General features: G+C 52.0%; 18 protein-coding genes and 1 other RNA gene. 4 read left to right on the top strand and 15 right to left on the bottom strand.

The genetic code is table 11. The annotated features are described in order from the left end of the window. Window positions 1-48: 48 nt before the first annotated feature. The gene (locus ICA20_RS03275; RefSeq protein ID WP_038642883.1) at window positions 49-414 is read left to right on the top strand and encodes a DUF805 domain-containing protein; all 366 of its coding nucleotides are present in this window, start codon (window positions 49-51) and stop codon (window positions 412-414) included. 109 nt (window positions 415-523) lie between these two features. On the opposite strand, the gene yhaJ is transcribed toward ICA20_RS03275, so the two are convergent. After that, window positions 524-1,420 (bottom strand): DNA-binding transcriptional regulator YhaJ, encoded by an 897-nt coding sequence (gene yhaJ, locus ICA20_RS03270; protein WP_016154624.1) that lies wholly within the window; start codon window positions 1,418-1,420, stop codon window positions 524-526. 104 nt (window positions 1,421-1,524) lie between these two features. On the opposite strand from yhaJ, the gene ICA20_RS03265 reads away from it, so the two are divergent. Together ICA20_RS03265 and ICA20_RS03260 are read left to right on the top strand one after the other, a co-directional pair. Continuing rightward, complete coding sequence (locus ICA20_RS03265; RefSeq protein WP_005131482.1) at window positions 1,525-2,226, top strand: pirin family protein; 702 nt, start codon at window positions 1,525-1,527, stop codon at window positions 2,224-2,226. 26 nt (window positions 2,227-2,252) lie between these two features. Beyond that, entirely contained in the window at window positions 2,253-2,402 is a 150-nt protein-coding gene (locus ICA20_RS03260; RefSeq protein WP_165353574.1) for a hypothetical protein, read from the top strand. Between the two features lie 53 nt (window positions 2,403-2,455). Here ICA20_RS03260 and ICA20_RS03255 read toward each other — a convergent pair whose 3' ends face one another. From ICA20_RS03255 to garP, 14 genes are all read right to left on the bottom strand, one after another. Then, complete coding sequence (locus tag ICA20_RS03255; RefSeq protein ID WP_038634094.1) at window positions 2,456-3,766, bottom strand: serine dehydratase subunit alpha family protein; 1,311 nt, start codon at window positions 3,764-3,766, stop codon at window positions 2,456-2,458. A 24-nt stretch (window positions 3,767-3,790) separates the two neighbouring features. Then, on the bottom strand, window positions 3,791-5,122 hold the full coding sequence (locus ICA20_RS03250) for an amino acid permease (RefSeq protein WP_038634097.1): 1,332 nt from the start codon (window positions 5,120-5,122) through the stop codon (window positions 3,791-3,793). A 744-nt stretch (window positions 5,123-5,866) separates the two neighbouring features. Continuing rightward, entirely contained in the window at window positions 5,867-7,231 is a 1,365-nt protein-coding gene (tdcG, locus tag ICA20_RS03245) for an L-serine ammonia-lyase (RefSeq protein ID WP_038634099.1), read from the bottom strand. Window positions 7,232-7,318: 87 nt separating this feature from the next. Beyond that, window positions 7,319-7,714, bottom strand: coding sequence for an enamine/imine deaminase (locus tag ICA20_RS03240; RefSeq protein WP_038634102.1), 396 nt, complete (start codon window positions 7,712-7,714; stop codon window positions 7,319-7,321). A gap of 13 nt (window positions 7,715-7,727) precedes the next feature. Further along, the gene (gene tdcE / locus ICA20_RS03235; protein ID WP_038634104.1) at window positions 7,728-10,022 is read right to left on the bottom strand and encodes a 2-ketobutyrate formate-lyase/pyruvate formate-lyase; all 2,295 of its coding nucleotides are present in this window, start codon (window positions 10,020-10,022) and stop codon (window positions 7,728-7,730) included. 28 nt (window positions 10,023-10,050) lie between these two features. Further along, a complete protein-coding gene (gene tdcD / locus ICA20_RS03230; RefSeq protein WP_038634108.1) occupies window positions 10,051-11,259 on the bottom strand; it encodes a propionate kinase in 1,209 nt (402 codons plus the stop codon). Between the two features lie 31 nt (window positions 11,260-11,290). After that, window positions 11,291-12,622: a threonine/serine transporter TdcC gene (gene tdcC, locus ICA20_RS03225; RefSeq protein WP_006687934.1), complete on the bottom strand. Its 1,332-nt coding sequence runs from the start codon at window positions 12,620-12,622 to the stop codon at window positions 11,291-11,293. A 22-nt stretch (window positions 12,623-12,644) separates the two neighbouring features. Further along, the gene (gene tdcB / locus ICA20_RS03220) at window positions 12,645-13,634 is read right to left on the bottom strand and encodes a bifunctional threonine ammonia-lyase/L-serine ammonia-lyase TdcB (protein ID WP_042311192.1); all 990 of its coding nucleotides are present in this window, start codon (window positions 13,632-13,634) and stop codon (window positions 12,645-12,647) included. 98 nt (window positions 13,635-13,732) lie between these two features. After that, on the bottom strand, window positions 13,733-14,671 hold the full coding sequence (tdcA, locus tag ICA20_RS03215; protein WP_038634113.1) for a transcriptional regulator TdcA: 939 nt from the start codon (window positions 14,669-14,671) through the stop codon (window positions 13,733-13,735). 765 nt (window positions 14,672-15,436) lie between these two features. Continuing rightward, an RNA gene (gene rnpB / locus ICA20_RS03210) (RNase P RNA component class A) lies at window positions 15,437-15,813 on the bottom strand. 32 nt (window positions 15,814-15,845) lie between these two features. Next, window positions 15,846-16,991 carry a glycerate 2-kinase gene (gene garK, locus ICA20_RS03205; protein ID WP_038634116.1) on the bottom strand — a complete coding sequence of 382 codons (1,146 nt, stop codon included), beginning with the start codon at window positions 16,989-16,991 and terminating at the stop codon, window positions 15,846-15,848. 65 nt (window positions 16,992-17,056) lie between these two features. Beyond that, window positions 17,057-17,947, bottom strand: coding sequence for a 2-hydroxy-3-oxopropionate reductase (garR, locus tag ICA20_RS03200; RefSeq protein WP_038634119.1), 891 nt, complete (start codon window positions 17,945-17,947; stop codon window positions 17,057-17,059). A gap of 30 nt (window positions 17,948-17,977) precedes the next feature. Then, window positions 17,978-18,748 carry a 2-dehydro-3-deoxyglucarate aldolase gene (gene garL / locus ICA20_RS03195; RefSeq protein ID WP_038634122.1) on the bottom strand — a complete coding sequence of 257 codons (771 nt, stop codon included), beginning with the start codon at window positions 18,746-18,748 and terminating at the stop codon, window positions 17,978-17,980. 15 nt (window positions 18,749-18,763) lie between these two features. Beyond that, window positions 18,764-20,098 carry a galactarate/glucarate/glycerate transporter GarP gene (garP, locus tag ICA20_RS03190; RefSeq protein WP_038634125.1) on the bottom strand — a complete coding sequence of 445 codons (1,335 nt, stop codon included), beginning with the start codon at window positions 20,096-20,098 and terminating at the stop codon, window positions 18,764-18,766. A 406-nt stretch (window positions 20,099-20,504) separates the two neighbouring features. Between garP and garD the strand changes: the two genes are divergently transcribed. Further along, entirely contained in the window at window positions 20,505-22,076 is a 1,572-nt protein-coding gene (gene garD / locus ICA20_RS03185) for a galactarate dehydratase (RefSeq protein WP_038634129.1), read from the top strand. Window positions 22,077-22,110: the final 34 nt, after the last annotated feature.

Genomic DNA, 22,110 nt, shown 5'->3' with positions numbered 1-22,110 from the left:
AATTTGATTGCTTTAAAAACAAGTAATTGAATGCAGAACGAGGCAAAAATGGATTGGTATTTAAACGTATTAAAGAATTACTTTGGTTTTGGTGGTCGCGCGCGTCGTAAAGAATACTGGATGTTTGTGCTGGTCAACATCATCTTCACGTTCGTGCTGGGTATCCTGGACAGAATGCTTGGCTGGGAACGCGCCGGAGGGGAAGGCATCTTAACGACGATTTATGGGGTTCTGGTGTTTATCCCCTGGTGGGCGGTACAGTTCCGGCGTTTGCATGACACCGATCGTTCAGCCTGGTGGCTGCTGGTGCTGCTGATCCCGATCGTTGGCTGGTTGATTATCATCATTTTCAACTGCCAAAACGGGACTCAGGGGAGCAACCGCTTCGGGCCCGATCCCAAACAGTTATCCTGACGTAGCACATGTAGATGCCTGATGGCGCTACGCTTATCAGGCCTGCAACATACTCCGTCTTCCAGGCCGGATAAGGTGCAATTGCACCGTATCCGGCGTAACAGTCCGGCTATTTTCCCGCAAACAGTTTCGGGATTTCCCGCAGACACCAGGATTTCGCCTCGCCCATACTGTCTCGCCGCCAGGCCATAATGATATCAATTTCACTTGTCGACTCTGGGCTTACTACCCGCAACCGACCAGCCGCAATATCCTCTTCCACCAGCGGGTACGGCATCGTCGCCACGCCCAGTCCGGCTAACAGCGCCTGACGTTTATCTTCTATCGAACTCACCGTCAGACGAGGTTGTTTATCCAGCAATTGTACGGTCAACACCGGACGTTCACGCGCGGTATCCGCCACCGCGATACCACGGTATTTCACGCGGGTGACTTCTGATAACGGTTCCGGCTCCTGATGGATAGGATGATCCGGTGCCGCTACATACACATTCATCAGCGAGTACAGCTTGCGCGAGTTGATTTCTGAAGATGAGCGAAAATGCATATCCGGCGCAATCACAATATCCGCTCGCCCTTGCTCCAGACGCTCCCACGCCCCGGCCAGAACTTCGGTGATAACGGAAAGCTGGGTATTGGCCTTCCCGGCAAGCCTGTCGATCAGCGGGAAAAACGCCGCCGTCGGCACCAACGCTTCGGTCACGATGGTCAGATGCGTTTCCCACCCACGCGCCAGCGCTTCGGCATCGGTAGTCAGCTTATCCGCAGCTTCCAGCAGGACGCGTCCACGCTCCAGCAACATACGCCCGACGTTGGTGAATTTTGTGCGGTGACCTGAACGGTCAAACAACACGACGTCCAGCTCTTCCTCCAGCTTCTGCATGGTATAGCTGAGGGCTGAAGGAACCCGCCCCAGTTCATCTGCCGCGGCGGCAAAGCTACCGCGTCTGTCTATTGCGTCCATGACGCGTAACGCTTCAAGCGTTAAAGCCCTTTCTTTGGCCATCTCGTTCTCATTCAGGAAATTTGAACATACCGGGCAGAATATCTGGCTAACAATGCAGCGTCTAGCCATTTAACATAAAAGGAAGTAAAGAGAGGTCAAGAACTATGATTACTACCCGTACAGCCAAACAATGCGGACAGGCAGACTACGGCTGGCTGCAGGCCCGTTATACCTTCTCCTTTGGACACTATTTTGATCCTAAACTGCTGGGTTATGCCTCGCTGCGTGTTCTGAACCAGGAAGTTCTGGCACCGGGGGCCTCTTTCCAGCCACGTACCTATCCGAAAGTGGATATCGTCAACCTGATCCTCGAAGGGGAAGCTGAGTACCGCGACAGCGAAGGCAACCATATCCAGGCCAAAGCAGGAGAAGTGCTATTGCTCGCGACACAACCCGGGATCAGCTATAGCGAACACAATATCAGTAAAGATAAGCCGTTAACCAGAATGCAGCTCTGGCTGGATGCCTGCCCGCAGCGCGAAAATGCCTGCGTGCAGAAAGCCACGCTGAGTGCCGGTAAGCATCAGCTGCTGGCCTCGCCGGACGGTGAGCAAGGCAGCCTGCATCTGCGCCAACAGGTTTGGGTGCATCATGTTGAGCTGCAACAAGGCGAATCGCTCAGTTTTCAGTTACATGGGCCTCGCGCTTATCTGCAGTCGATCCACGGCAGATTCCATGCGGTGACGGCTGGCGCCGAAAAAGAAGCCCTCACCTGCGGCGATGGCGCATTTATTCGTGACGAGACTAACATAACGTTAGTCGCCGATACCCCGCTGCGTGCTTTGCTGATAGATTTGCCCGTATAGTCATGGAAAACAATGGAGTACGGCTATTGAGCAAGAAAAAAACAAAAAAACGCCAGCCGCAGGCTGAGCCGCAAAAACAGGATACGGCGACTTTCGGTTATGAAGAAATGCTGACAGAACTGGAAGCGATTGTGGCCGATGCCGAGCTACGGCTCGAAGATGAAGAAGCCGCCTGAAAGGCGGCTAAGAGTGATGCCGGGTGGCGGCTGCGCCTTACCCGGCCTACAGATTAATGCGCTTTACTGGCCATGATCTCAATGATCTGCTTGTCGGTTTCCTGCATTGAACGACACGCCAGCGCGCACAGGTTAGTGATAGATTGCTCCACGTTATGCGCCACAATCCCTTCGTTACCCGTTACGGCAGTATCGTCCAGTGCCATCAGCACCGCTTTCCACGCCGCAGATGCGCTGGTTGAAACTTTCATCGCGCAGCTGTTTGAGGCGCCATCGCAAATCATTCCGCTCACGTCGCCAATCATGCTGCTGATCGCCATCGCGATGGTGTTGTAGCGCCCATCGACAATCCATGCCATACCCGCCGCAGCGCCCATCGCCGCCGTGGTTGCCGCGCATAGCGCGGACAAACGTGGAAGCTGATGATGGATATAGATTGCGCTCAGGTGAGACAGCATCAGCGCACGCGCCAGTTTTTCCTCATCCGCGCCAAAGTGCTCAGCAACTACCATCACCGGAACGGTGGCGGTAATACCTTGATTACCGGAGCCGGAATTGCTCATCGCCGGTAGCGTCGCCCCCCCCATTCGCGCATCCGATGCCGCACTGGTACGGATCAGAATAGCAGTAGACAGATCGTTTGCCAGCAGGCCACGCGCGCACTGCTTCTCAAGCGTAGTCCCGATGTGCAGGCCCCAGTTGCCGCGCAGCCCTTCCTGAGACAGCGCCCCGTTCAGTTTTGCCGCATCGAGAATAAAGCGGATTGACGCAAACGGCACCGCATTCACAAACGCCAGAATCTCTTCCAGCGAGGTGTGAGACAGGACCGCCAGCGGTGATTCCTGCTCCTCTTCCTGAGTGCTCTCTTCTGTGGCGAACACCACGCCTTTGTTGGTTTCAATGCGCACAACGTTGGTATGGCCGCCAACAATGGTCACGCACGCCCATCCTTCAGCGCTGTACACTTTCGCGCGGGAAAAGAGAATATCTTCGCAAGGCTCCTGCAGCATCACCGTAACCTTCCCGGCGCTCAGCATCGCTTTGGCCTGCGCCACCGCCTCAGCCGAAGCGTCTTTCAGCACTTCCAGCCCGGCTTTGGCGTTACCGCCGATCGCGCCCAGCGCGGCGGCAATCGGTAACCCCACCATGCCAGTCCCCGGAACGGTCACTCCCAGGCCATTTTTCATCAGGTTTGGCGAGACCCACGCATCAATGCGTTCAACCGCGCCTTCCAGCTCAGAGGAGGCGACGGCCGCCGCCAGAGCCAGAGAGATAGGTTCCGTGCAGCCCAGCGCGGGCTTCACTTCTTCCTGCACTGCGCGAATAAAACTATCCCATAATGGATTCAATGTAGTCTCAAACATAACAACAACCTTTGCTCAGATAACTCAGGAAAATGCCAGGAACGGAGAAACGCACAGCAGCAGGCCCGTGATAATAATCAGATACAGAGAGGCGCCTTTGTATTTGTGCAGTGCTGGAACTTTGTAGACCAGCCACGCCGGGATCAGACAACCCACCATGCCGAAGATTGGGCTACAAATAGAGGTGAAGCTCAGTACCGGCGCATTGAGCACAATTGCGCTCCAGGCCAGTAAGATGGCGAAAACCATAATGCCGCGCTGCACCAGGGTTTCATTGATTTTCTCGGCTGGCATTTTACGGCGCAGCACGTTCATCACGATCCCCTGAGTGGCTTCACGGAAGCCTAAATAGACGCCGAAGAAGGCGGTCATTACGGCAAAGATGTTCAGGATAACGCTGACGATTTTCACCCAGCCAGCGCCATCGCCGCTGATAAACTGCGCGGCAATCGCCAGAGCGGAAATGTTCTGCTCATAGGCTTTAACCGCTTCGTCATGACCCATCGCCAGCGTGAAGGAAACGGCGTAGAAAAAGACCGTAACGAACAGAATACCAAACGCGATGTTCATAGCGCGCAGCGCTTTATGACGCGCCACCTCAATGGATTTTTCGCGAGAACGATATGAGATAACCATTGGGCTTAGAGTCTGAATAAACAGAATCGAGGTCAGCGTAAACGGCAGCGTGATAATCGCGTTTTTGATCAGCAGCGCCATCGGCGGCAGCGAACCTACGTTATATAAATGCCACATCCCTACCATCGACACGCCAAGCGCCGCTACCACCAGCAGCTTGGTCAGTACCATACCGGTAGAGATTTTAAACAGCAGTTTTTCCCCGCGTGACGAGATGGCCACCAGGATACAAATCAGCACCAGGCCATAGAACGGGCTGTCGGACAGTAAGCCTTCAGTCACGCCAAACGTGTGCAGATAGGAGGCGCTGTCGTTAGTGATGGCGGTGGAATAGACGAACATCCAGATGACCAGCATCACAAAATACAATGCCCCCAACAGGATGCCCCAGTTTTTACCCAGGTAGCCGCTGATCACGCTCGGGTAGTCTTTACATTCCGGAGATTCAGCCAGCGTATTGATAAACAGACGCTGGAACAGATACATGGCAGGGTAGCCAATAATGGAGGAGAGTAAGAATACCCACAGCCCCATCAGCCCTACCTGGACGGGAAGAAAAACAATCCCCGCGCCGATTGCCATACCGATACTCATAATGACCCAGCCGGTGTCCGTGCTGTCGAATTTAATGGCTTCGCGCCATTCGCTTTCGGTCATTCCCGCCCGACGCGCCGGAGCAGATGCGTCGAGTATTACGCTGCTATTCGTTGCCGTTTCCATAATTTCCCGCTCAATGTGTAGGTAGAGGTTTTTTATTTTTTTCGTACTGCTTAATGCGATACGCAGTACATAAGATGCAGGTGAGCTATTGGAGTAATGAATAAATGATACGCGCAGGATCAGAGAAAAACTTCACAAACAAACCCCTGTAATTTCTAAAAGTTAAGAAATAATTTCTCTTTTAATACCATTAAATGTATTAAATTTCTGTTTTTGAAGCAGATCACAACAAAAAATGCGCGCTAAAGTGCTAATGCTGATCAGTTAACACCTCACCTTCTGCGTTTTTTGTTAAAACAGCAAAACAGATTTAACTGGAAGTCAGAGCGTTGAAGCGATGACCCCGGTCCGGCTGAAAATCGATGAGGCGTTGACGGCTGACCGGGACTGCCCGCAGGGATGCGGGCAGAGGGGACGGCCTGCAGGGATGCAGGCTCGGCCCCGACCCGACAGGCAGACGGCATAAGACGAATAACTCGCGCAGCGACGATTTTCCCGCCGGGAGCCTGGGATGCAAGGGAGGCGGCGGTGAGCCTCCCTTGCACGTTCACGGGTAACTGCGTTTCAGAAAAATGACAGCGCTGAGGTGAACGGAACCCTGAGTAAGAATCACATGTTCTCCATACATGCTTAACTGAGCGAAATTACACTAAAGTGCACCTTTTCTATCATGCCAAATTGATGGATTCATTGCCGGATGGCGGCGCTTGCGCCTTATCCGGCCTACCAACGCACCCTTTCATCTCAGGTACAAACCACTTTAATCGCCAGGCCACCGCGCGAAGTTTCACGGTACTTGTCATTCATATCTTTGCCCGTTTCGTACATGGTCTCGATCACCTTATCGAGCGAAACGCGTGGCTCAGACGTCCGACGTAGCGCCATACGCGCGGCGTTAACGGCTTTTACCGCGTTGATCGCGTTGCGTTCGATGCACGGTATTTGCACCTGTCCGGCTACCGGGTCGCAGGTCAGCCCCAGGTTATGCTCCATGGCGATTTCCGCCGCAATGCATACCTGCGCAGGGCTACCGCCAAGCAACTCTGTCAGCCCGGCTGCCGCCATGGAACAGGCTACGCCAATCTCTCCCTGACACCCCACTTCGGCACCAGAAATAGAGGCATTCATCTTATACAGCGCACCTATCGCCCCAGCCGCCAGCAAATATCGGGCAATCGAGTTCGCATTCACCGGGCGGCGGAATTTATCGTAATAGGCCAATACAGCGGGAATAATTCCGCAAGCGCCGTTGGTTGGCGCGGTAACAACCCGACACCCGGCGGCATTTTCTTCGCTCACGGCCAGCGCGAACATGTTGATCCAGTCGATAACGTTCATCGGGTCGCTGGACAGGTTGTCGCTGGAAACCAGCAGTCGCCGTAGCGCCACGGCGCGACGCGGGACGTTAAGCGGGCCCGGCAGGACACCTTCGGTGTTCATGCCGCGCTCAATCCCGGCGTGCATGACGTCCCAGATGGCGGCAAAACCAGCATCGATTTCCTCTTTGCTGCGCATTGCCAGTTCGTTTTGCATCATCAGGCCAGAAACAGACAACCCGTTGCGCTCGCACAGCTTCAGCAGTTCGCTGGCGGAATGAAAGTTGTAGGGCACGGGTGTTTCAATGTCATGCGCCTGACCAAATTGCTCCTCTTCAACGATAAAACCACCGCCGATGGAGTAATAGGTTTTACTTAGCAGTGTCTCGTTGCCGTGCCATGCGGTAATACGCATACCATTTTCATGGCGCGGCAGCGTTTCGCTATGAAAGAGAATATTTTCGTCTGGCGAGAAATCGACAATATGCGTGCCCTCAGCAACCGGCAAACGTCCGGTACGGGCCACTTCCTGAGTAAAACCAGCGATTGAATCTATATTAACGTTTTGCGGACTGTTACCGGCCAGTCCCATCATGATGGCGACGTCTGTCGCATGACCTTTGCCGGTCAGAGAGAGCGATCCATAAAGATCGACCACGATATGCGTGGTCCTGAAGAGTTCCCCGCTGCTGACCAACAGATCGATAAAGCTTTTACCTGCGTTCATTGGCCCCACGGTATGGGAGCTGGAAGGTCCAATGCCAATCTTGAAAATATCGAATGCGCTAATCATATCCACACCCTCGGATTGCCGTTCAGTGAAGACCAGGTTTCACACTCATTAAGGATCGGGGCGATCCTGCGATCGCCCCGCAAGGGATTACAGCGTATCGCCACGCACGGCGATGGCTTCAATCTCCAGCTTCACATCCTTTGGTAAGCGGGCGACCTGTACGCAGCTGCGCGTAGGGTAGATTGCCTTGTGCTCATCAAAAAACTGCTGGTACACCTGGTTAATGGTGGCGAAGTCGTTCAGATCGGAAACAAAAACGGTGGTCTTGACGATATCACTCACCTTCAAACCAGCGGACTCGACGATCGCTTTCACGTTTTCCAGACTTTGACGCGCCTGATCGGCCACGTGCTCTGCCACTTCACCGGTCTGTGGACACACCGGAATCTGACCTGAGGTCAACACCATACTGCCCAGATCCACACCCTGTACGTAAGGTCCAATCGCCCCTGGCGCACATTCGGTTGCAATAACTTTTCTCATAACCCCTCCGGCGTTACAGCGCCTGGGTGAAAGTACGTGAAATAACGTCCTGCTGCTGTTCGCGGGTCAGCGCGTTGAAGCGCACCGCATAACCAGACACGCGGATCGTCAGGTTCGGATAGTTTTCCGGGTGCTCAATGGCATCCATCAACATTTCACGGTTCATAACGTTAACGTTCAGATGCTGCCCACCTTCCACATGCGCTTCATGGTGGAAGTAACCATCCAGCAGCCCGACCAGGTTGGTTTTACGCACGCTATCCTCTTTGCCCAGCGCAGCCGGCACAATGGAGAAGGTGTACGAAATACCGTCTTTGGCATAGGTAAACGGCAGTTTGGCGACCGAGGTTAACGACGCCACCGCACCTTTGCGATCGCGGCCGTGCATCGGGTTTGCCCCTGGCGCAAACGGCGTACCTGCGCGACGTCCATCCGGCGTGTTACCGGTTTTCTGGCCGTACACCACGTTGGAGGTGATGGTCAGAATGGACTGCGTCGGCACCGCATTACGGTAGGTCGGCAACACCTTAATTTTCTTCATAAAGCGTTCGACCAGGTCGCAGGCAATACTGTCTACGCGCTCGTCGTTGTTGCCGTATTGCGGATAGTCGCCTTCGATTTCAAAATCAACCGCCAGACCGTTTTCATCACGAATCGGTTTCACGCGGGCGTATTTGATAGCCGACAGTGAATCCGCCGCTACGGACAGCCCCGCCATACCACAGGCCATCGTGCGATAAACATCACGATCGTGCAGCGCCATCAGCGAAGCTTCGTAGCTGTACTTGTCGTGCATGTAGTGGATGATGTTCAGCGCGCTGATGTACTGCACGGCCAGCCAGTCCATAAAGTGGTCCAGGCTCTCCATCACCGTGTCGTAATCCAGCACTTCATCCATTAGCGGCGCCGTTTTCGGCCCGACCTGGATTTTCAGCTTCTCATCCACACCGCCGTTGATTGCGTACAGCAACGTTTTGGCGAGGTTGGCGCGCGCGCCAAAGAACTGCATTTGCTTGCCGATAACCATCGGGCTGACACAGCAGGCAATGGCATAGTCATCGCTGTTAAAGTCAGTACGCATCAGATCATCGTTTTCGTACTGTAAAGACGAGGTGATGATGGACACCTGAGCGGCATATTTTTTGAAGGCAATCGGTAGCTGCTCGGACCACAGTACCGTCAGGTTCGGCTCAGGCGCCGGCCCCATGGTGTGCAGCGTATGCAGGTAGCGGAACGAGTTTTTGGTCACCAGCGTACGGCCATCCAGCCCCATACCGCCGATAACTTCGGTTGCCCAGATAGGGTCGCCTGAGAACAGGGTGTCGAATTCCGGCGTACGCAGGAAGCGCACCATACGGATCTTCATAATGAAGTGATCGATCAGTTCCTGCGCCTGCTGTTCGTTTAAAATTCCCGCTTTGAAGTCGCGCTCAATGTAGATGTCGAGGAACGATGCGGTACGGCCCAGCGACATGGCGCCGCCGTTCTGCGATTTCACCGCAGCCAGGTAAGCAAAGTACACCCACTGTACCGCTTCCTGCGCATTTCGCGCCGGACGGGAGATATCGCAGCCATACTTCGCCGCCATTTCCTGCATTTGCAGCAGAGCGCGACGGTGTTCAGACAGCTCTTCACGCAGACGAATCGTGGCTTCAAGATTCTGCCCCCACTCCAGATTCGACTGAAGATCGGCAAACTGCAGTTCACGCTCACGCACCAGATAGCGGATACCGTACAGCGCGACGCGACGGTAGTCACCGATGATACGGCCACGACCATAGCCGTCCGGCAGACCGGTCAGTACGCCGGATTTACGGCAACGCAGCATATCCGGGGAATAAGCATCGAATACCCCCTGGTTGTGGGTCTTACGCAGGTCAGTAAACAGGTATTCAAAATTAGCGTCCATCTCACGACCATAAGCCTCAAAAGAGCTTTTGATCATGTTGATGCCGCCAAACGGATGCAGGGCGCGCTTGAGCGGCGCATCCGTTTGCAGACCGACGATTTTTTCCAGTTCTTGTTCAATATAACCGGCGTCATGCGCGGTTATCGTAGTGGCAATATTGGTATCGAAATCAACCGGCGCATGGGTCGAGTTTTCAATACGGATGCCCGCCATAACTTTTTCCCACAACGCCGTGGTTGCTGGCGTTGCTTCGGCGAGGAAAGATTCATCCCCTTCATAAGGCGTGTAGTTGTGCTGAATAAAATCACGGACATTAATTTCTTCTTTCCAGTCCGTACCTTTAAAGCCTTTCCAGGCTTCGGCATACAGCATATCGCTGGTATCGATATTTACCTTCATGAAAAATAATCTCTCTGCTGAAAATTAATTATGCAAATGCTACTGGGATATTAATTTTGCCTAACGCAATGGCATCACGAGCAATCATTTTCTCTTCATTTGTGGGAATAACCGCACAAATAACACGAGCATCCTTATTAGAGATAATTCTTTCGCCATGGGAATTTGGCAGACTATTCATCTCGCTATCGATATTTACACCTAAAACGGCCAGATGCTCGATAACCAAACGGCGAATTAATACTGAGTTCTCACCGATTCCACCGGTGAAAATAATGCCATCAAGACGATGCAGCGATGCGGCATGTCCGGCGATATGACGCGCAATACGATGCACAAACGTTTTAATCGCCAGCTGCGCGCGCTCATGCCCTTCGTGCCAGGCTTTTTCTAACGTACGTAAGTCAGAGGACAGACCGGAAATACCCAGCAACCCGGACTCTTTATTCACTACGCGCTCAAGGTCGCCGAGCGTCTGGTTGGTTTCAGCGGCAATCCACGCCATCGCGCCGAAATCTACGTCGCCGCTGCGTGTGCCCATCATCAGCCCTTCCAGCGGCGTCATGCCCATCGAGGTATCAACGCTCTGCCCGTTACGTACCGCACAGATAGACGCGCCGTTGCCCAGATGCGCCACAACCAGACCAGAATCATCATTCTGCAGATCCAGAAGTTCATGCGCCCGTTGCGAAACATAGCGATGCGACGTGCCGTGGAAACCGTAACGACGAACGCCTAACTCCTCAAAATATTTCCACGGTAAACCGTACAGATAGGCTTCTGGGGCCATCGTCTGGTGAAAGCTGGTATCAAATACCGCGACCTGCTGCACGCCAGGGAAAAGGTGCTGAGCAGATTCAATCCCGCTCAGGTTCGCATAATTATGTAGCGGTGCTAATGGCGATACCCGGCGAATATTGTCGATAACTTCCTCAGTAATAATTGCTGATTCGGTAAAGATATTTCCGCCGTGGGCAATGCGGTGGCCAATTAAGGCCACGCTGTCCATTAAATTACGTTTTTCCAGTTCAACGGCAATCGCTTTTAATGCGTCTTCGTAGCTGTGGTGAGCCAGCTTAGCTGGCTCTCCTCCATTAATTGCTATGAACGCATTTTCAGAGTTAATACCGTCTGCAATTCCCGCCATTAAAACTTCACAGTTTGCTGCATCGAGCACTGAGAATTTAATGGAAGATGAACCACAGTTAATAACCAGTACTACCGGAAACTCATTCATTTCACTACTCCGCTCATCCTGAGCTTAAGGATTAAAACAGTTTGTAGACAATGTTCAGGATGGTCAGCAGACCAATCACGGTAACAAACACGTTATCCAGACGGCCACGGTATTTCGCCAGTGATGGCGCTTTACGGATGGCATACATCGGCAGCAGGCAGAGCAGAGAGGCAATAATCGGCGCGCCCATTGCTTCAATCAGGTCCAGGATGTTCGGGTTGGCATATGCCACAACCCAGGTGGAACCCATGATGAAGATCATGCTGATGGTGTTGAGCTTGCCCATGGAAACTTTGGTTTTATCGCCTTTGTAACCAAACTTCAGCACCAGACCGTTCAGACCTTCCAGCGTCCCCAGATAGTGGCCGAAGAAAGATTTGAAGATAGCAACCAGGGCGATGATTGAAGCACCGTATTCCAGAATCGTGGCGAAGGTAGACTTCGTACCGGACAGTGAAGCGAAGTGGTTCGCCAGGTAAGACAGCACTGGAATGTTTTGCGCTTTCGCATCCGCCATGTTTGCCGGAGAGAGCGTGAACAGACAGCTAAAGGCGAAGAACATTACCACCGCAACCATCAGCATACTGGCGCGGGAGATGATTTTAGAACATTTCTGCTCGGTGAATTCGCGACCGTAATCTTTCTCATACTCTTCGCGTTTAGAGACGACGAAGGAAGAAACGATTGGCGAGAAGTTGAAAGAGAACACCATGATGGAAATACCCAGCCATACGGTAACCAGGATGCCGTCATGGCCAGTCAGGGCGATATTGCTGATATCAACCTGATCGATAACCGCAGAGTTCCAGTAAGGAATCAGTGACAGAGAGATAAGCACCAGGCTGGCAATGAACGGCCATACCAGGTAGCTCATCACTTTAACCATCAGATCTTTACCAAACCAGATGACGAATGCCATCAGCAGCAACAGGAACAGCGCCACGAAGCCACGGTTCAGCGCGGGCATCTGCAGCTGGTTTTCCCAGAAGGTCATAAAGGTGTTGGTAATGGTGACGCCATAAATCCACAGCAGCGGACAAATCGCAAAGAAGTAGAGGAACGTGATTACCACGCCACCTGTTTTACCAAAGTGCTCTTCAACCGTTTCTGTGATGTTACCGGAAGGGTTAGAACCGGAAAGACACAGGCGTGCCAGCGCACGGTGGCAATAGAAAGCGATGGGGTATGCTAACACCAGCATGATCAGAATGGGGATCAGTCCGCCAAAACCTGCGCGGATAGGGAAGAACAGCACCCCTGCGCCGATGGCTGTACCAAATAAACCCAGTGTCCAGGTGGTGTCCGATTTGCGCCAGGACGACTGCTTTGTCTGGCTGGATACAATGCTATCAGTAGTACTCATATCCTATCCTCAACGAAGTATATTAAGCGTCAACTAAACCAGTAATTTGAGATACACGAGAAAGATCGATATTACCGCCAGAAATAATGCTGACTGTTTTTCTGTTCTGGATATAGCTATCTAATTTCCCGCTTAATAATGCTGCGCATGCCAGCGCACCGGCACCTTCAGTCACAACTTTATTTCGCTGAATTAATGCCACCATGCTGTTGCGAATTTCATCTTCGCTGACCAGGACAATGTCATCTACCAACTCACGAACGATTTCATACGTTAAAGTACCCGGGCGGGAGACGTCACAACCATCCGCCAGGGTGCCGGTCGTTCGGTGCGTGGTTATTTCTCCAGCGCGGAAAGAAGCCGCCATGCCGTGAACGTTTTCAGACTGTACGCCAATAATTTTAATGGTCGGGTTAATAGATTTAATTGCCACTGCAATACCTGCAATCAGTCCGCCGCCGCCAATTGGCACAATCACGTTATCGACATCGTACAGATCTTCGAGAATTTCCAGACCAATAGTGCCCTGACCGGCAATGACTTTCGGGTCATCATATGGTGGTATAAAGATACGGCCTTCCGTTTCCACAATCTCGCTAACCTTCGCGATGGTGTCGTTGAAGTTGTCGCCGTGCAGCACAACTTCCGCGGAATAATCGCAGGTTGCCGCCACTTTAGACTTCGGTGCGCCTTTCGGCATCACCACTTTGCCGTCAATTCCGAGCATGGCGCAGGAGAGAGAAACCCCTTGCGCATGGTTCCCTGCAGAGCAAGCCACCACGCCTTTACATCTTTCAGCTTCGGTTAATGAACTGAGCTTGTTAAAAGCGCCACGGATTTTAAATGAACCGGTACGCTGCATGTTTTCAAACTTGAGGAAAATTTCCCCTTTGCAACGTTCACTAAAATAGTTAGAGCGAGGCATTCCCGTTTTATATATTTTCCCCGCCAGTCTTTTTTTCGCTTCGAGGATATCTTCAATTGCAACTGGGAGATCGTATGTAATGTGCATTAGAACCTCTTACCTGGGTATTAAAGTAAATAGATAGCCGTAACCATTGTCAGATATAGACAGATGGCGTTGAGTCCGTGTTAAAACAAATTCAATCTTTAATCAACTTCAACTAATTGCCTTCGTCTTCGACAATTATATGATGAATATTCCTTGGCTAATTCCACCAAAATAGATGCTGCTTTTTTAATTCGATAATTTTTCGACCACACGGCGGCATAACGCGCGACGGGTAACGTCTCTTGTACCGGGATAGTAATAAACTGGTTTGAGCCAAACGGTGTGGTCATGTCACAGGGAATTACTGTTAAGAAATCAGCATTGAGAACAAGATTATAAATGGTGACGACGGAGTCAGTATTAACGATGTTTTCACTGCTGATGCCATTATTTTGTAACGTAGTTAGAAGTTCGCGGTAGTATCCCATATTCGTTTGTGGCAACACCCACTGTTCGTTTTTCAACGCGCTCAGCGAGGTGATGCCGGTGCATGTTCGGGACTTGCTGGCGACCAGTATAAAGTCTGACTCAAAGAGCGGCTCAACATGGAGATCCTGTAGTTTCATCTCATCACTCAGCGTACCGATAGCGAAGTCGAGGCGCCCGTCACGAAGCGCGGGTAAGAACGAGGAGAGCTGCGCTTCGTACATGGAAACCTGCGCCTTCGGAAACACCTCTTTAAATTTTTTAATCATGCCGGACATGATGGTGAAGGCGATCAGTGAAGGAAAGCCAAACGACACATCAACCACTGCGTTACTCGTCATGCTGTTCATCTCATCAACCATGTTTTTCATTTCACGAGTAATGGATTCAGACCATGAGAGCATCACCTGACCTGCCTGAGTCAAGGTAACGCCGGTATTTTTACGCACCACTAACTCAATACCAAAATAAGCCTCAACATCATTAATGATTTTGCTGACCGCCGGTTGAGTTAAACCTAATTCTTTTGCAGCAGAACCGATAGAACCACTTCTAATGACTTCCTGAAAGACCACTAAGTGCTGTGTTTTAGGGAGAGAAATAGTATTCATATCGTCCTGCTCTAATAACTTTGTTGACAGCAGGAAGTTTACCAAATTAAGCAAACGAGGATATGTGCGACCACTCACAAATCCCCTTCCCTTACATTTTGTAAGATTATTATTAAATTGATAATTTCTTATTAATCATATAGATAGAAAATATCGATCTCACTTAACCCTGACTTTAATCAAAAAAAGATGGGGGGATAACGATTTTTTATGGCTATAACGACATCATTTTTGTTGTTATTTCTTCGAACCACGAAAGGCTATATTTCAATCAATTACAGAGTAATTATCGGTAAAAATGGCGCTTAAATTTAATAAGTAATTTATCAAATATAATTATATTTTATCGTTTATGGTGTTTAAATAACGCCATGCATCACATTTTTTTGCCTTGTTTGTTTGTAAAGAAACATTGCATTTATCAATATTTAAACCAATTAAAACAAATGATCACCATTAGCAACATTACATTAACACTGGTTTTGCGCATTTTGTCAGCAACTAATTTTGTGATGGCGATCGATTACGCGTGATTATTCTCGGTAAAAACGTATCGCGTAGCGTTTTGTGTTGCACATCACAAAACAAGAATTATCCCGAGAGACATTTCCTCTTATAAAAGAAGTCAGGAATATTAATAAGAACGAAATAAAGATTAGATGAATGGGAAATAAACGCCAGATTCGTGGTAAACCAGGCGCAACGCCATAAGGCATGACCATCTGTCCTGAAAGCAAAAACCCCGCCGAAGCGGGGTTTTATAAAGAGTGAAGCTGACCGATAAGCCGGGTTCTGTCGTGGACAGTCATTCATCTAGGCCAGCAATCGCTCACTGGCTCAAGCAGCCTACCCGGGTTCAGTACGGGCCGTACCTTGTGAACCCCTATTTGGCCTTGCTCCGGGTGGAGTTTACCGTGCCACGGACTGTTACCAGCCGCGCGGTGCGCTCTTACCGCACCCTTTCACCCTTACCTGATCCCACTTACGTGGGCCATCGGCGGTTTGCTCTCTGTTGCACTGGTCGTGGGTTTCCCCCCCAGGCGTTACCTGGCACCCTGCCCTATGGAGCCCGGACTTTCCTCCCCTCCGCCCGTCTCCCCCGAAGAGGACGACGACGAAGCGGCGACTGTCTGGTCAGCTTCGGCGCGCAGTATAGAGGGTTTGCGGGGCAATGTCACCCCGCACTGCGCATTCCTATCGCCAGCGTGGCGGCAATATTCCTTGAAGCACGATAAATATTTTCAAATGCCCCACGGAACGCCTCTTCCAGTGTGCTGATACTGGTCAATACGCTAAACACCGCGTCGATACCATATTGATGCACCACCGCCACATCATGCGTCAGGCTGCCGCCAATACCAATCACTGGCTTGTGGTACTTCTTCGCGACATTCGCCACACCTACCGGCACTTTGCCGTGAATACTCTGGCTGTCGATCCGCCCCTCGCCAGTCACTACCAGCGTGCAATCGTGAATATGTTCTTCCAGATTAAGCGCCTGAGTCACAATCTCTATCCCACTGCGCAGATCCGCGCCTAAAAAAGCCATTAACGCTGCGCCCATCCCTCCAGCCGCACCGGCGCCGGGAACGTCCTTCACGTCGACCCGCAGCGATTTTTTAATGATGTCAGCATAGTGAGACAGATTACGGTCCAGTTCGAGAATACGTTCTTCTGTTGCCCCTTTCTGCGGGCCAAAGATACGTGAAGCGCCAGTGTCGCCGGTGAGTGGATTGGTCACATCACAGGCCACGCGAATTGAACAGGTTTTTAAGCGAGGATCCAGGCCCGAGATATCGATGGCGTTCAGACTCATCAGGCTACCACCGCCGTAGCCAATGTCAGTCCCGTTGGCATCACAGAGTTTCGCCCCCAGCGCCTGCGCCATACCTGCGCCGCCGTCGTTGGTCGCGCTACCGCCAATGCCGATAATGATGCTTTGTGCGCCGCTGTTCAGCGCCTGCAAAATCAACTCCCCGGTACCGCGCGACGTAGTGACTAACGGATTGCGCTTTTCAGGAGGAACCAGCGCCAGACCACTGGCTGCCGCCATTTCGATAAACGCGGTTTTACCGTCCCCGGACATGCCCCAGCAGGCATTCACTTTTTCGCCCAGCGGCCCCGTCACCCACGCGGAATGTTCACTCCCCTGCGTGGCGGCAATCATGGCTTCGACCGTTCCTTCGCCGCCGTCGGCAACCGGAACAGACACATATTGCGCATCGGGGAAAATTTCCCGAAATCCTTTTTCTATTGCCTGAGCCACCTCGGTGGCAGAAAGGCTTTCTTTATAAGAGTCTGGGGCAATTACGATTTTCATAGTTATGTAGCCTGAAAGTGCCGCGCAAGGCAAGAAATACAGGGCGCGCATCCGCGCCCTTCTTGTTAGCGAGTGACTTCCACTTTCGCCAGTTTTTCGTAGTAGCAGGCGAGCGCGCTATGATCGGCGGTGCCCAACCCATCTGCGCGTAGCGCCTGCATCATCTCCATGACAGCAGCCGTCAGCGGCAACTGAGCGCCAACGCCATGCGAGGTATCCAGCGCATTGGCCAGATCTTTAATATGCAGGTCAATGCGGAAACCCGGTTTGAAGTTGCGGTCCATCACCATCGGCGCTTTCGCATCCAGTACGGTGCTGCCCGCCAGCCCGCCACGAATGGCCTGATACACCAGATCCGGATTCACGCCCGCTTTAGTCGCCAGCGTCAGTGCTTCAGACATCGCCGCAATGTTCAGCGCCACAATCACCTGATTAGCCAGTTTGGTCACGTTGCCTGCGCCAATCTCGCCGGTATGCACCACGGAACCCGCCATCGCTTTCAGCAGATCGTAGTACTTGTCGAAAATCGCTTTATCGCCGCCGACCATCACTGACAACGTACCGTCAATCGCTTTTGGCTCGCCGCCGCTGACCGGCGCATCCAGCATATCCACACCTTTCGCTTTCAGCGCCTCGCTGATTTCACGGCTGGCTAGCGGTGCGATGGAACTCATATCGATCAGTACCGTCCCCGGTTTCGCCCCTTCAATGATGCCGCCTTCGCCCAACGCCACCTCTTTCACGTGCGGAGAGTTCGGCAGCATGGTGATGATCACATCACATTGCTCGGCAATGTCTTTCGCCGTGGCGGCGGTTTCTGCGCCTGCGGCAATCACGTCCGCAATGGATTCCGGGTTACGGTCAGCAACCACCAGCGAGTAACCTGCCTTGAGGAGGTTTTTACTCATTGGTTTACCCATGATACCGAGGCCAATAAAACCAACTTTCATTGTCATGTCTTTATCTCTCTCTACTGTCGATGGTGGTTATTTCTTAAAAGAATCAGCCAGTTTCTGCGTGGCTGAACGGAACACGCCAAGGTCGCTGCCGACGGCAACAAACGTCGCGCCCCACTCCAGATAACGCCGCGCATCCGCCTCTACCGGGGCCAGAATGCCGCTTGGTTTGCCGTGGGCTTTCGCGCGGGCGAAAATGTGCTGGATAGCTTTCTGCACATCGGGATGGGACGCATTGCCGAGGTGGCCTAACGCCGCAGCCAGATCGCTGGGCCCGACGAAGATACCGTCAACGCCTTCGGTCGCCGCGATTGCATCAACGTTATCAACGCCCTGCTGACTTTCGATCTGCACGATGATGGTGATGTTCTTATTCGACTGCGCAAAATAGTCCGGCACGGTGCCAAACATATTGGCGCGGTGGGATACGGACACGCCGCGAATACCTTCCGGTGGATAGCGGGTTGACGCCACCGCATTCACCGCCTCTTCTTCGGTCTCAACAAACGGGATCAGGAAGTTGTAAAACCCGATATCCAGCAGACGCTTAATGATCACCGGCTCGTTGGTCGGCACCCGTACCACCGGCGCGCTGGCGCTACCTTTAAGCGCCATCAATTGCGGGATAAACGTCGAGATATCGTTCGGTGCATGTTCGCCGTCCAGCACCAGCCAGTCGAAACCCGCCAGACCTAAAACTTCAGTGCTGATTGGACTGGCTAATGCAGACCAGCAGCCAATCTGAATCTGCTGCGCCGCGAGGGCCGCTTTAAACTTATTCGGGAAAATCGTGTTATTCATCGCCTATACCTTTGTTTATTTCTGCAATTCCATACGTTTAATGTCACCGACAATAAACAGGTAGCAAACCATTGCCATCAGCGCTGAGCACCCTACAAACATCAGCGCGGCATTAAATGAGTGCAACTCGCTCACCAGATACCCAATCACCAACGGAGTAACAATGGAGGCCACGTTGCCAAATACGTTAAATACGCCACCACACAGGCCGACAATCTCTTTCGGCGCGGTATCGGAAATCACCGGCCAGCCCAACGCCCCGAAGCCTTTGCCGAAGAACGCCAGCGCCATCAGCGCGACTACCAGAGCGGTGTTATCGGTGTAGTTACACAGAATAATGGTCGATGCGAGCAGCATGCCGAGCACAATCGGCAGCTTACGCGCCAGGGTGATGCTGGAGCCACGTTTAATCAGATAATCAGAGAACACCCCACCCAGCACGCCGCCAATGAATCCACATAGCGCCGGAATAGACGCCACCAGACCAACTTTGAGGATCGACATACCTTTTTCCTGTACCAGGTAAATCGGGAACCAGGTAAGGAAAAACCAGGTAATTGTGTTAATAAAATACTGTCCGAAGAACACGCCAAGCATCATACGGTTGGTCAGCAACTGCTTGATATAATGCAGCTTAGGACCACCTGACTTCACATCTCCCGGCTTCTTATGGTCCATATCTACGACCGCGCCGTTTTCAGAGATAAACTTCAGCTCTTCTTGCGACATACGCGGGTGATCGGTTGGGTTATGAATAAACTTTACCCATAGCCCGGTGAGCACAAAACCAATCGCCCCCATCACGGTAAAGACGTGCTCCCAGCCCCAGGCGAAGGTCAGCCAGCCCAGCAGCGGCGAAAACAGCGCCAGGGAAAAATACTGTGCGGAGTTAAAAATCGCGGATGCCGTACCGCGCTCTTTGGTCGGGAACCAGGCCGCCACGATACGGGCGTTGGCCGGGAAGGAAGGCGCTTCCGAGAAGCCCAACATAAAGCGCATGATGAACATTGAAATACCTGCCCAGGCCAGCGGGAACATGTCCACAAAGCCCTGCAGGAAGGTAAACAGCGACCAGAAGAACAGGCTCCAGGTATAGACTTTCTTCGAGCCGAACTTATCGAGCAGCCAGCCGCCGGGGATTTGCATCAGCAGGTAAGCCCAACCGAAGGCGGAAAAAATATACCCCATTGAGATGGCGCTGAGGTGCAACTCTTTCGCCACTTCCGTGCCGGCAATTGACAGCGTCGCACGGTCCGCATAGTTAACGGCAGTAACAATAAAAATTATCAGTAATATTAAATAGCGGGTATGTGTACCTTTCTTTTTCTCGACAATTGTATCCAGAATCATTCTATTTACCTCGGGTACATAAAAATGTTTTTATTATTATTTGTTAGCTATCCCTGGTGATAAATTACCGATAATAAAAACACATAATAATTTATCAGACGTTATGAAACCGTGATTTAGTATAATCAGCAGCGCAACGTTAATCATTGTGCAAAGGCTCATTTATCGCGCGTTATTAAAATAATATCTTGGGCATATGCACACACACATGGGCGCTGATGCACACATTTACTGATTAGTCCCCTTGGTGGTACGGTCCTGCTGAGTTTAAGTGATCATGATCACATTCTTGATTTTAAACTCCTGACATTCTTATTTCACTATACCGAATATTTATTACTGATAATTAGATTCAAAATATAAATATCCACACTATTATTACCACCTTGCTGGAGAATACTGGACAATGGCCGACATCGAAATCAGACAAGAATCGCCCTCGGCGTTTTATATTAAAGTTCACGCAACAGATAATGTGGCGATTATTGTCAATGACAATGGTCTGAAAGCCGGAACGCGTTTTCCAGACGGACTCGAACTCATTGAACATATTCCCCAGGGTCATAAAGTGGCGCTATGCGATATTCCTGTTCACGGCGAAATTGTGCGTTATGGCGAAGTGATAGGCTATGCCGTTCGCGATATCCCGCGCGGTAGCTGGATTGATGAATCCATGGTTGAGCTGCCCAAGGCCCCGCCGCTGGAGACGCTGCCGCTGGCGACCAAAGTACCGGAGCCGCTACCGCCTCTTGAGGGTTATACCTTTGAAGGCTATCGCAATGCAGACGGCAGCGTTGGCACCAAGAATCTGCTCGGCATCTCCACCAGCGTACACTGCGTAGCGGGCGTGGTGGATTATGTGGTGAAAATCATTGAGCGCGATCTGCTCCCCAAATACCCGAATGTCGATGGCGTGGTGGGGCTTAATCACCTGTACGGCTGCGGGGTGGCGATTAACGCTCCGGCCGCCATTGTGCCGATTCGCACCATCCATAATATTGCGCTGAACCCCAACTTTGGCGGTGAAGTGATGGTTATTGGCCTCGGCTGCGAAAAACTGCAACCAGAGCGACTGCTGGAAGGGACTCATGATGTAAAAAGTATCCCGGTCGACAGCGCCAGCATCGTCAGCTTACAGGATGAAAAGCACGTCGGCTTTCAATCAATGGTTGCTGATATTTTGCAAGTGGCAGAACGCCATCTGGCAAAGCTCAACCAACGCCAACGTGAAACCTGCCCGGCATCAGAACTGGTGGTCGGTATGCAGTGCGGCGGTAGCGATGCCTTTTCCGGCGTCACGGCCAACCCGGCGGTCGGTTATGCCTCCGACCTGTTAGTACGCTGCGGCGCGACCGTGATGTTCTCGGAAGTGACCGAAGTGCGCGATGCTATCCATCTTCTTACCCCACGCGCGATTAACGAAGAAGTAGGTAAGCGCCTGCTCGAAGAGATGGCCTGGTACGATAACTACCTGGATATGGGCAAGACTGACCGCAGCGCCAACCCTTCACCGGGCAACAAGAAAGGCGGTCTGGCAAACGTGGTGGAAAAAGCGCTGGGCTCAATCGCCAAATCAGGCAAGAGCGCCATCGTCGAAGTATTGTCGCCGGGCCAGCGCCCAACCAAACGAGGACTGATTTACGCCGCGACCCCGGCCAGCGATTTCGTCTGCGGTACGCAGCAGGTTGCTTCCGGGATCACCGTGCAGGTATTCACCACCGGTCGCGGTACGCCGTACGGCCTGATGGCGGTGCCGGTGATAAAAATGGCGACGCGTACTGAGCTGGCCAATCGTTGGTTTGACCTGATGGACATCAACGCCGGTACCATCGCCACCGGAGAAGAAACCATTGAAGACGTGGGTCTGAAATTGTTCGAGTTTATTCTCGAGGTCGCCAGCGGGCGTAAGAAAACCTTCTCGGATCAGTGGGGACTGCATAACCAACTGGCGGTGTTTAACCCGGCGCCAGTGACCTGATTGCTGAAAGTGAAATTCGATTACAGGTCGGGGA

It is taken from the genome of Citrobacter sp. C5_2 (assembly GCF_014596845.2).
Lineage (GTDB): Bacteria > Pseudomonadota > Gammaproteobacteria > Enterobacterales > Enterobacteriaceae > Citrobacter > Citrobacter werkmanii.
The sequence above is the reverse complement of the archived record's forward strand: the minus strand, read 5'-3'. Positions and strand labels throughout refer to the sequence as shown.

Bases quoted from the DNA above. Each gene is read 5' to 3' on its own strand.
- ICA20_RS03275 (WP_038642883.1), top strand. From the start codon at position 49: ATGGATTGGTATTTAAACGTATTAAAGAATTACTTTGGTTTTGGTGGT.
- yhaJ (WP_016154624.1), bottom strand. From the start codon at position 1,420: ATGGCCAAAGAAAGGGCTTTAACGCTTGAAGCGTTACGCGTCATGGAC.
- ICA20_RS03265 (WP_005131482.1), top strand. From the start codon at position 1,525: ATGATTACTACCCGTACAGCCAAACAATGCGGACAGGCAGACTACGGC.
- ICA20_RS03255 (WP_038634094.1), bottom strand. From the start codon at position 3,766: ATGTTTGAGACTACATTGAATCCATTATGGGATAGTTTTATTCGCGCA.
- ICA20_RS03250 (WP_038634097.1), bottom strand. From the start codon at position 5,122: ATGGAAACGGCAACGAATAGCAGCGTAATACTCGACGCATCTGCTCCG.
- tdcG (WP_038634099.1), bottom strand. From the start codon at position 7,231: ATGATTAGCGCATTCGATATTTTCAAGATTGGCATTGGACCTTCCAGC.
- ICA20_RS03240 (WP_038634102.1), bottom strand. From the start codon at position 7,714: ATGAGAAAAGTTATTGCAACCGAATGTGCGCCAGGGGCGATTGGACCT.
- tdcE (WP_038634104.1), bottom strand. From the start codon at position 10,022: ATGAAGGTAAATATCGATACCAGCGATATGCTGTATGCCGAAGCCTGG.
- tdcD (WP_038634108.1), bottom strand. From the start codon at position 11,259: ATGAATGAGTTTCCGGTAGTACTGGTTATTAACTGTGGTTCATCTTCC.
- tdcC (WP_006687934.1), bottom strand. From the start codon at position 12,622: ATGAGTACTACTGATAGCATTGTATCCAGCCAGACAAAGCAGTCGTCC.
- tdcB (WP_042311192.1), bottom strand. From the start codon at position 13,634: ATGCACATTACATACGATCTCCCAGTTGCAATTGAAGATATCCTCGAA.
- tdcA (WP_038634113.1), bottom strand. From the start codon at position 14,671: ATGAATACTATTTCTCTCCCTAAAACACAGCACTTAGTGGTCTTTCAG.
- garK (WP_038634116.1), bottom strand. From the start codon at position 16,991: ATGAAAATCGTAATTGCCCCAGACTCTTATAAAGAAAGCCTTTCTGCC.
- garR (WP_038634119.1), bottom strand. From the start codon at position 17,947: ATGACAATGAAAGTTGGTTTTATTGGCCTCGGTATCATGGGTAAACCA.
- garL (WP_038634122.1), bottom strand. From the start codon at position 18,748: ATGAATAACACGATTTTCCCGAATAAGTTTAAAGCGGCCCTCGCGGCG.
- garP (WP_038634125.1), bottom strand. From the start codon at position 20,098: ATGATTCTGGATACAATTGTCGAGAAAAAGAAAGGTACACATACCCGC.
- garD (WP_038634129.1), top strand. From the start codon at position 20,505: ATGGCCGACATCGAAATCAGACAAGAATCGCCCTCGGCGTTTTATATT.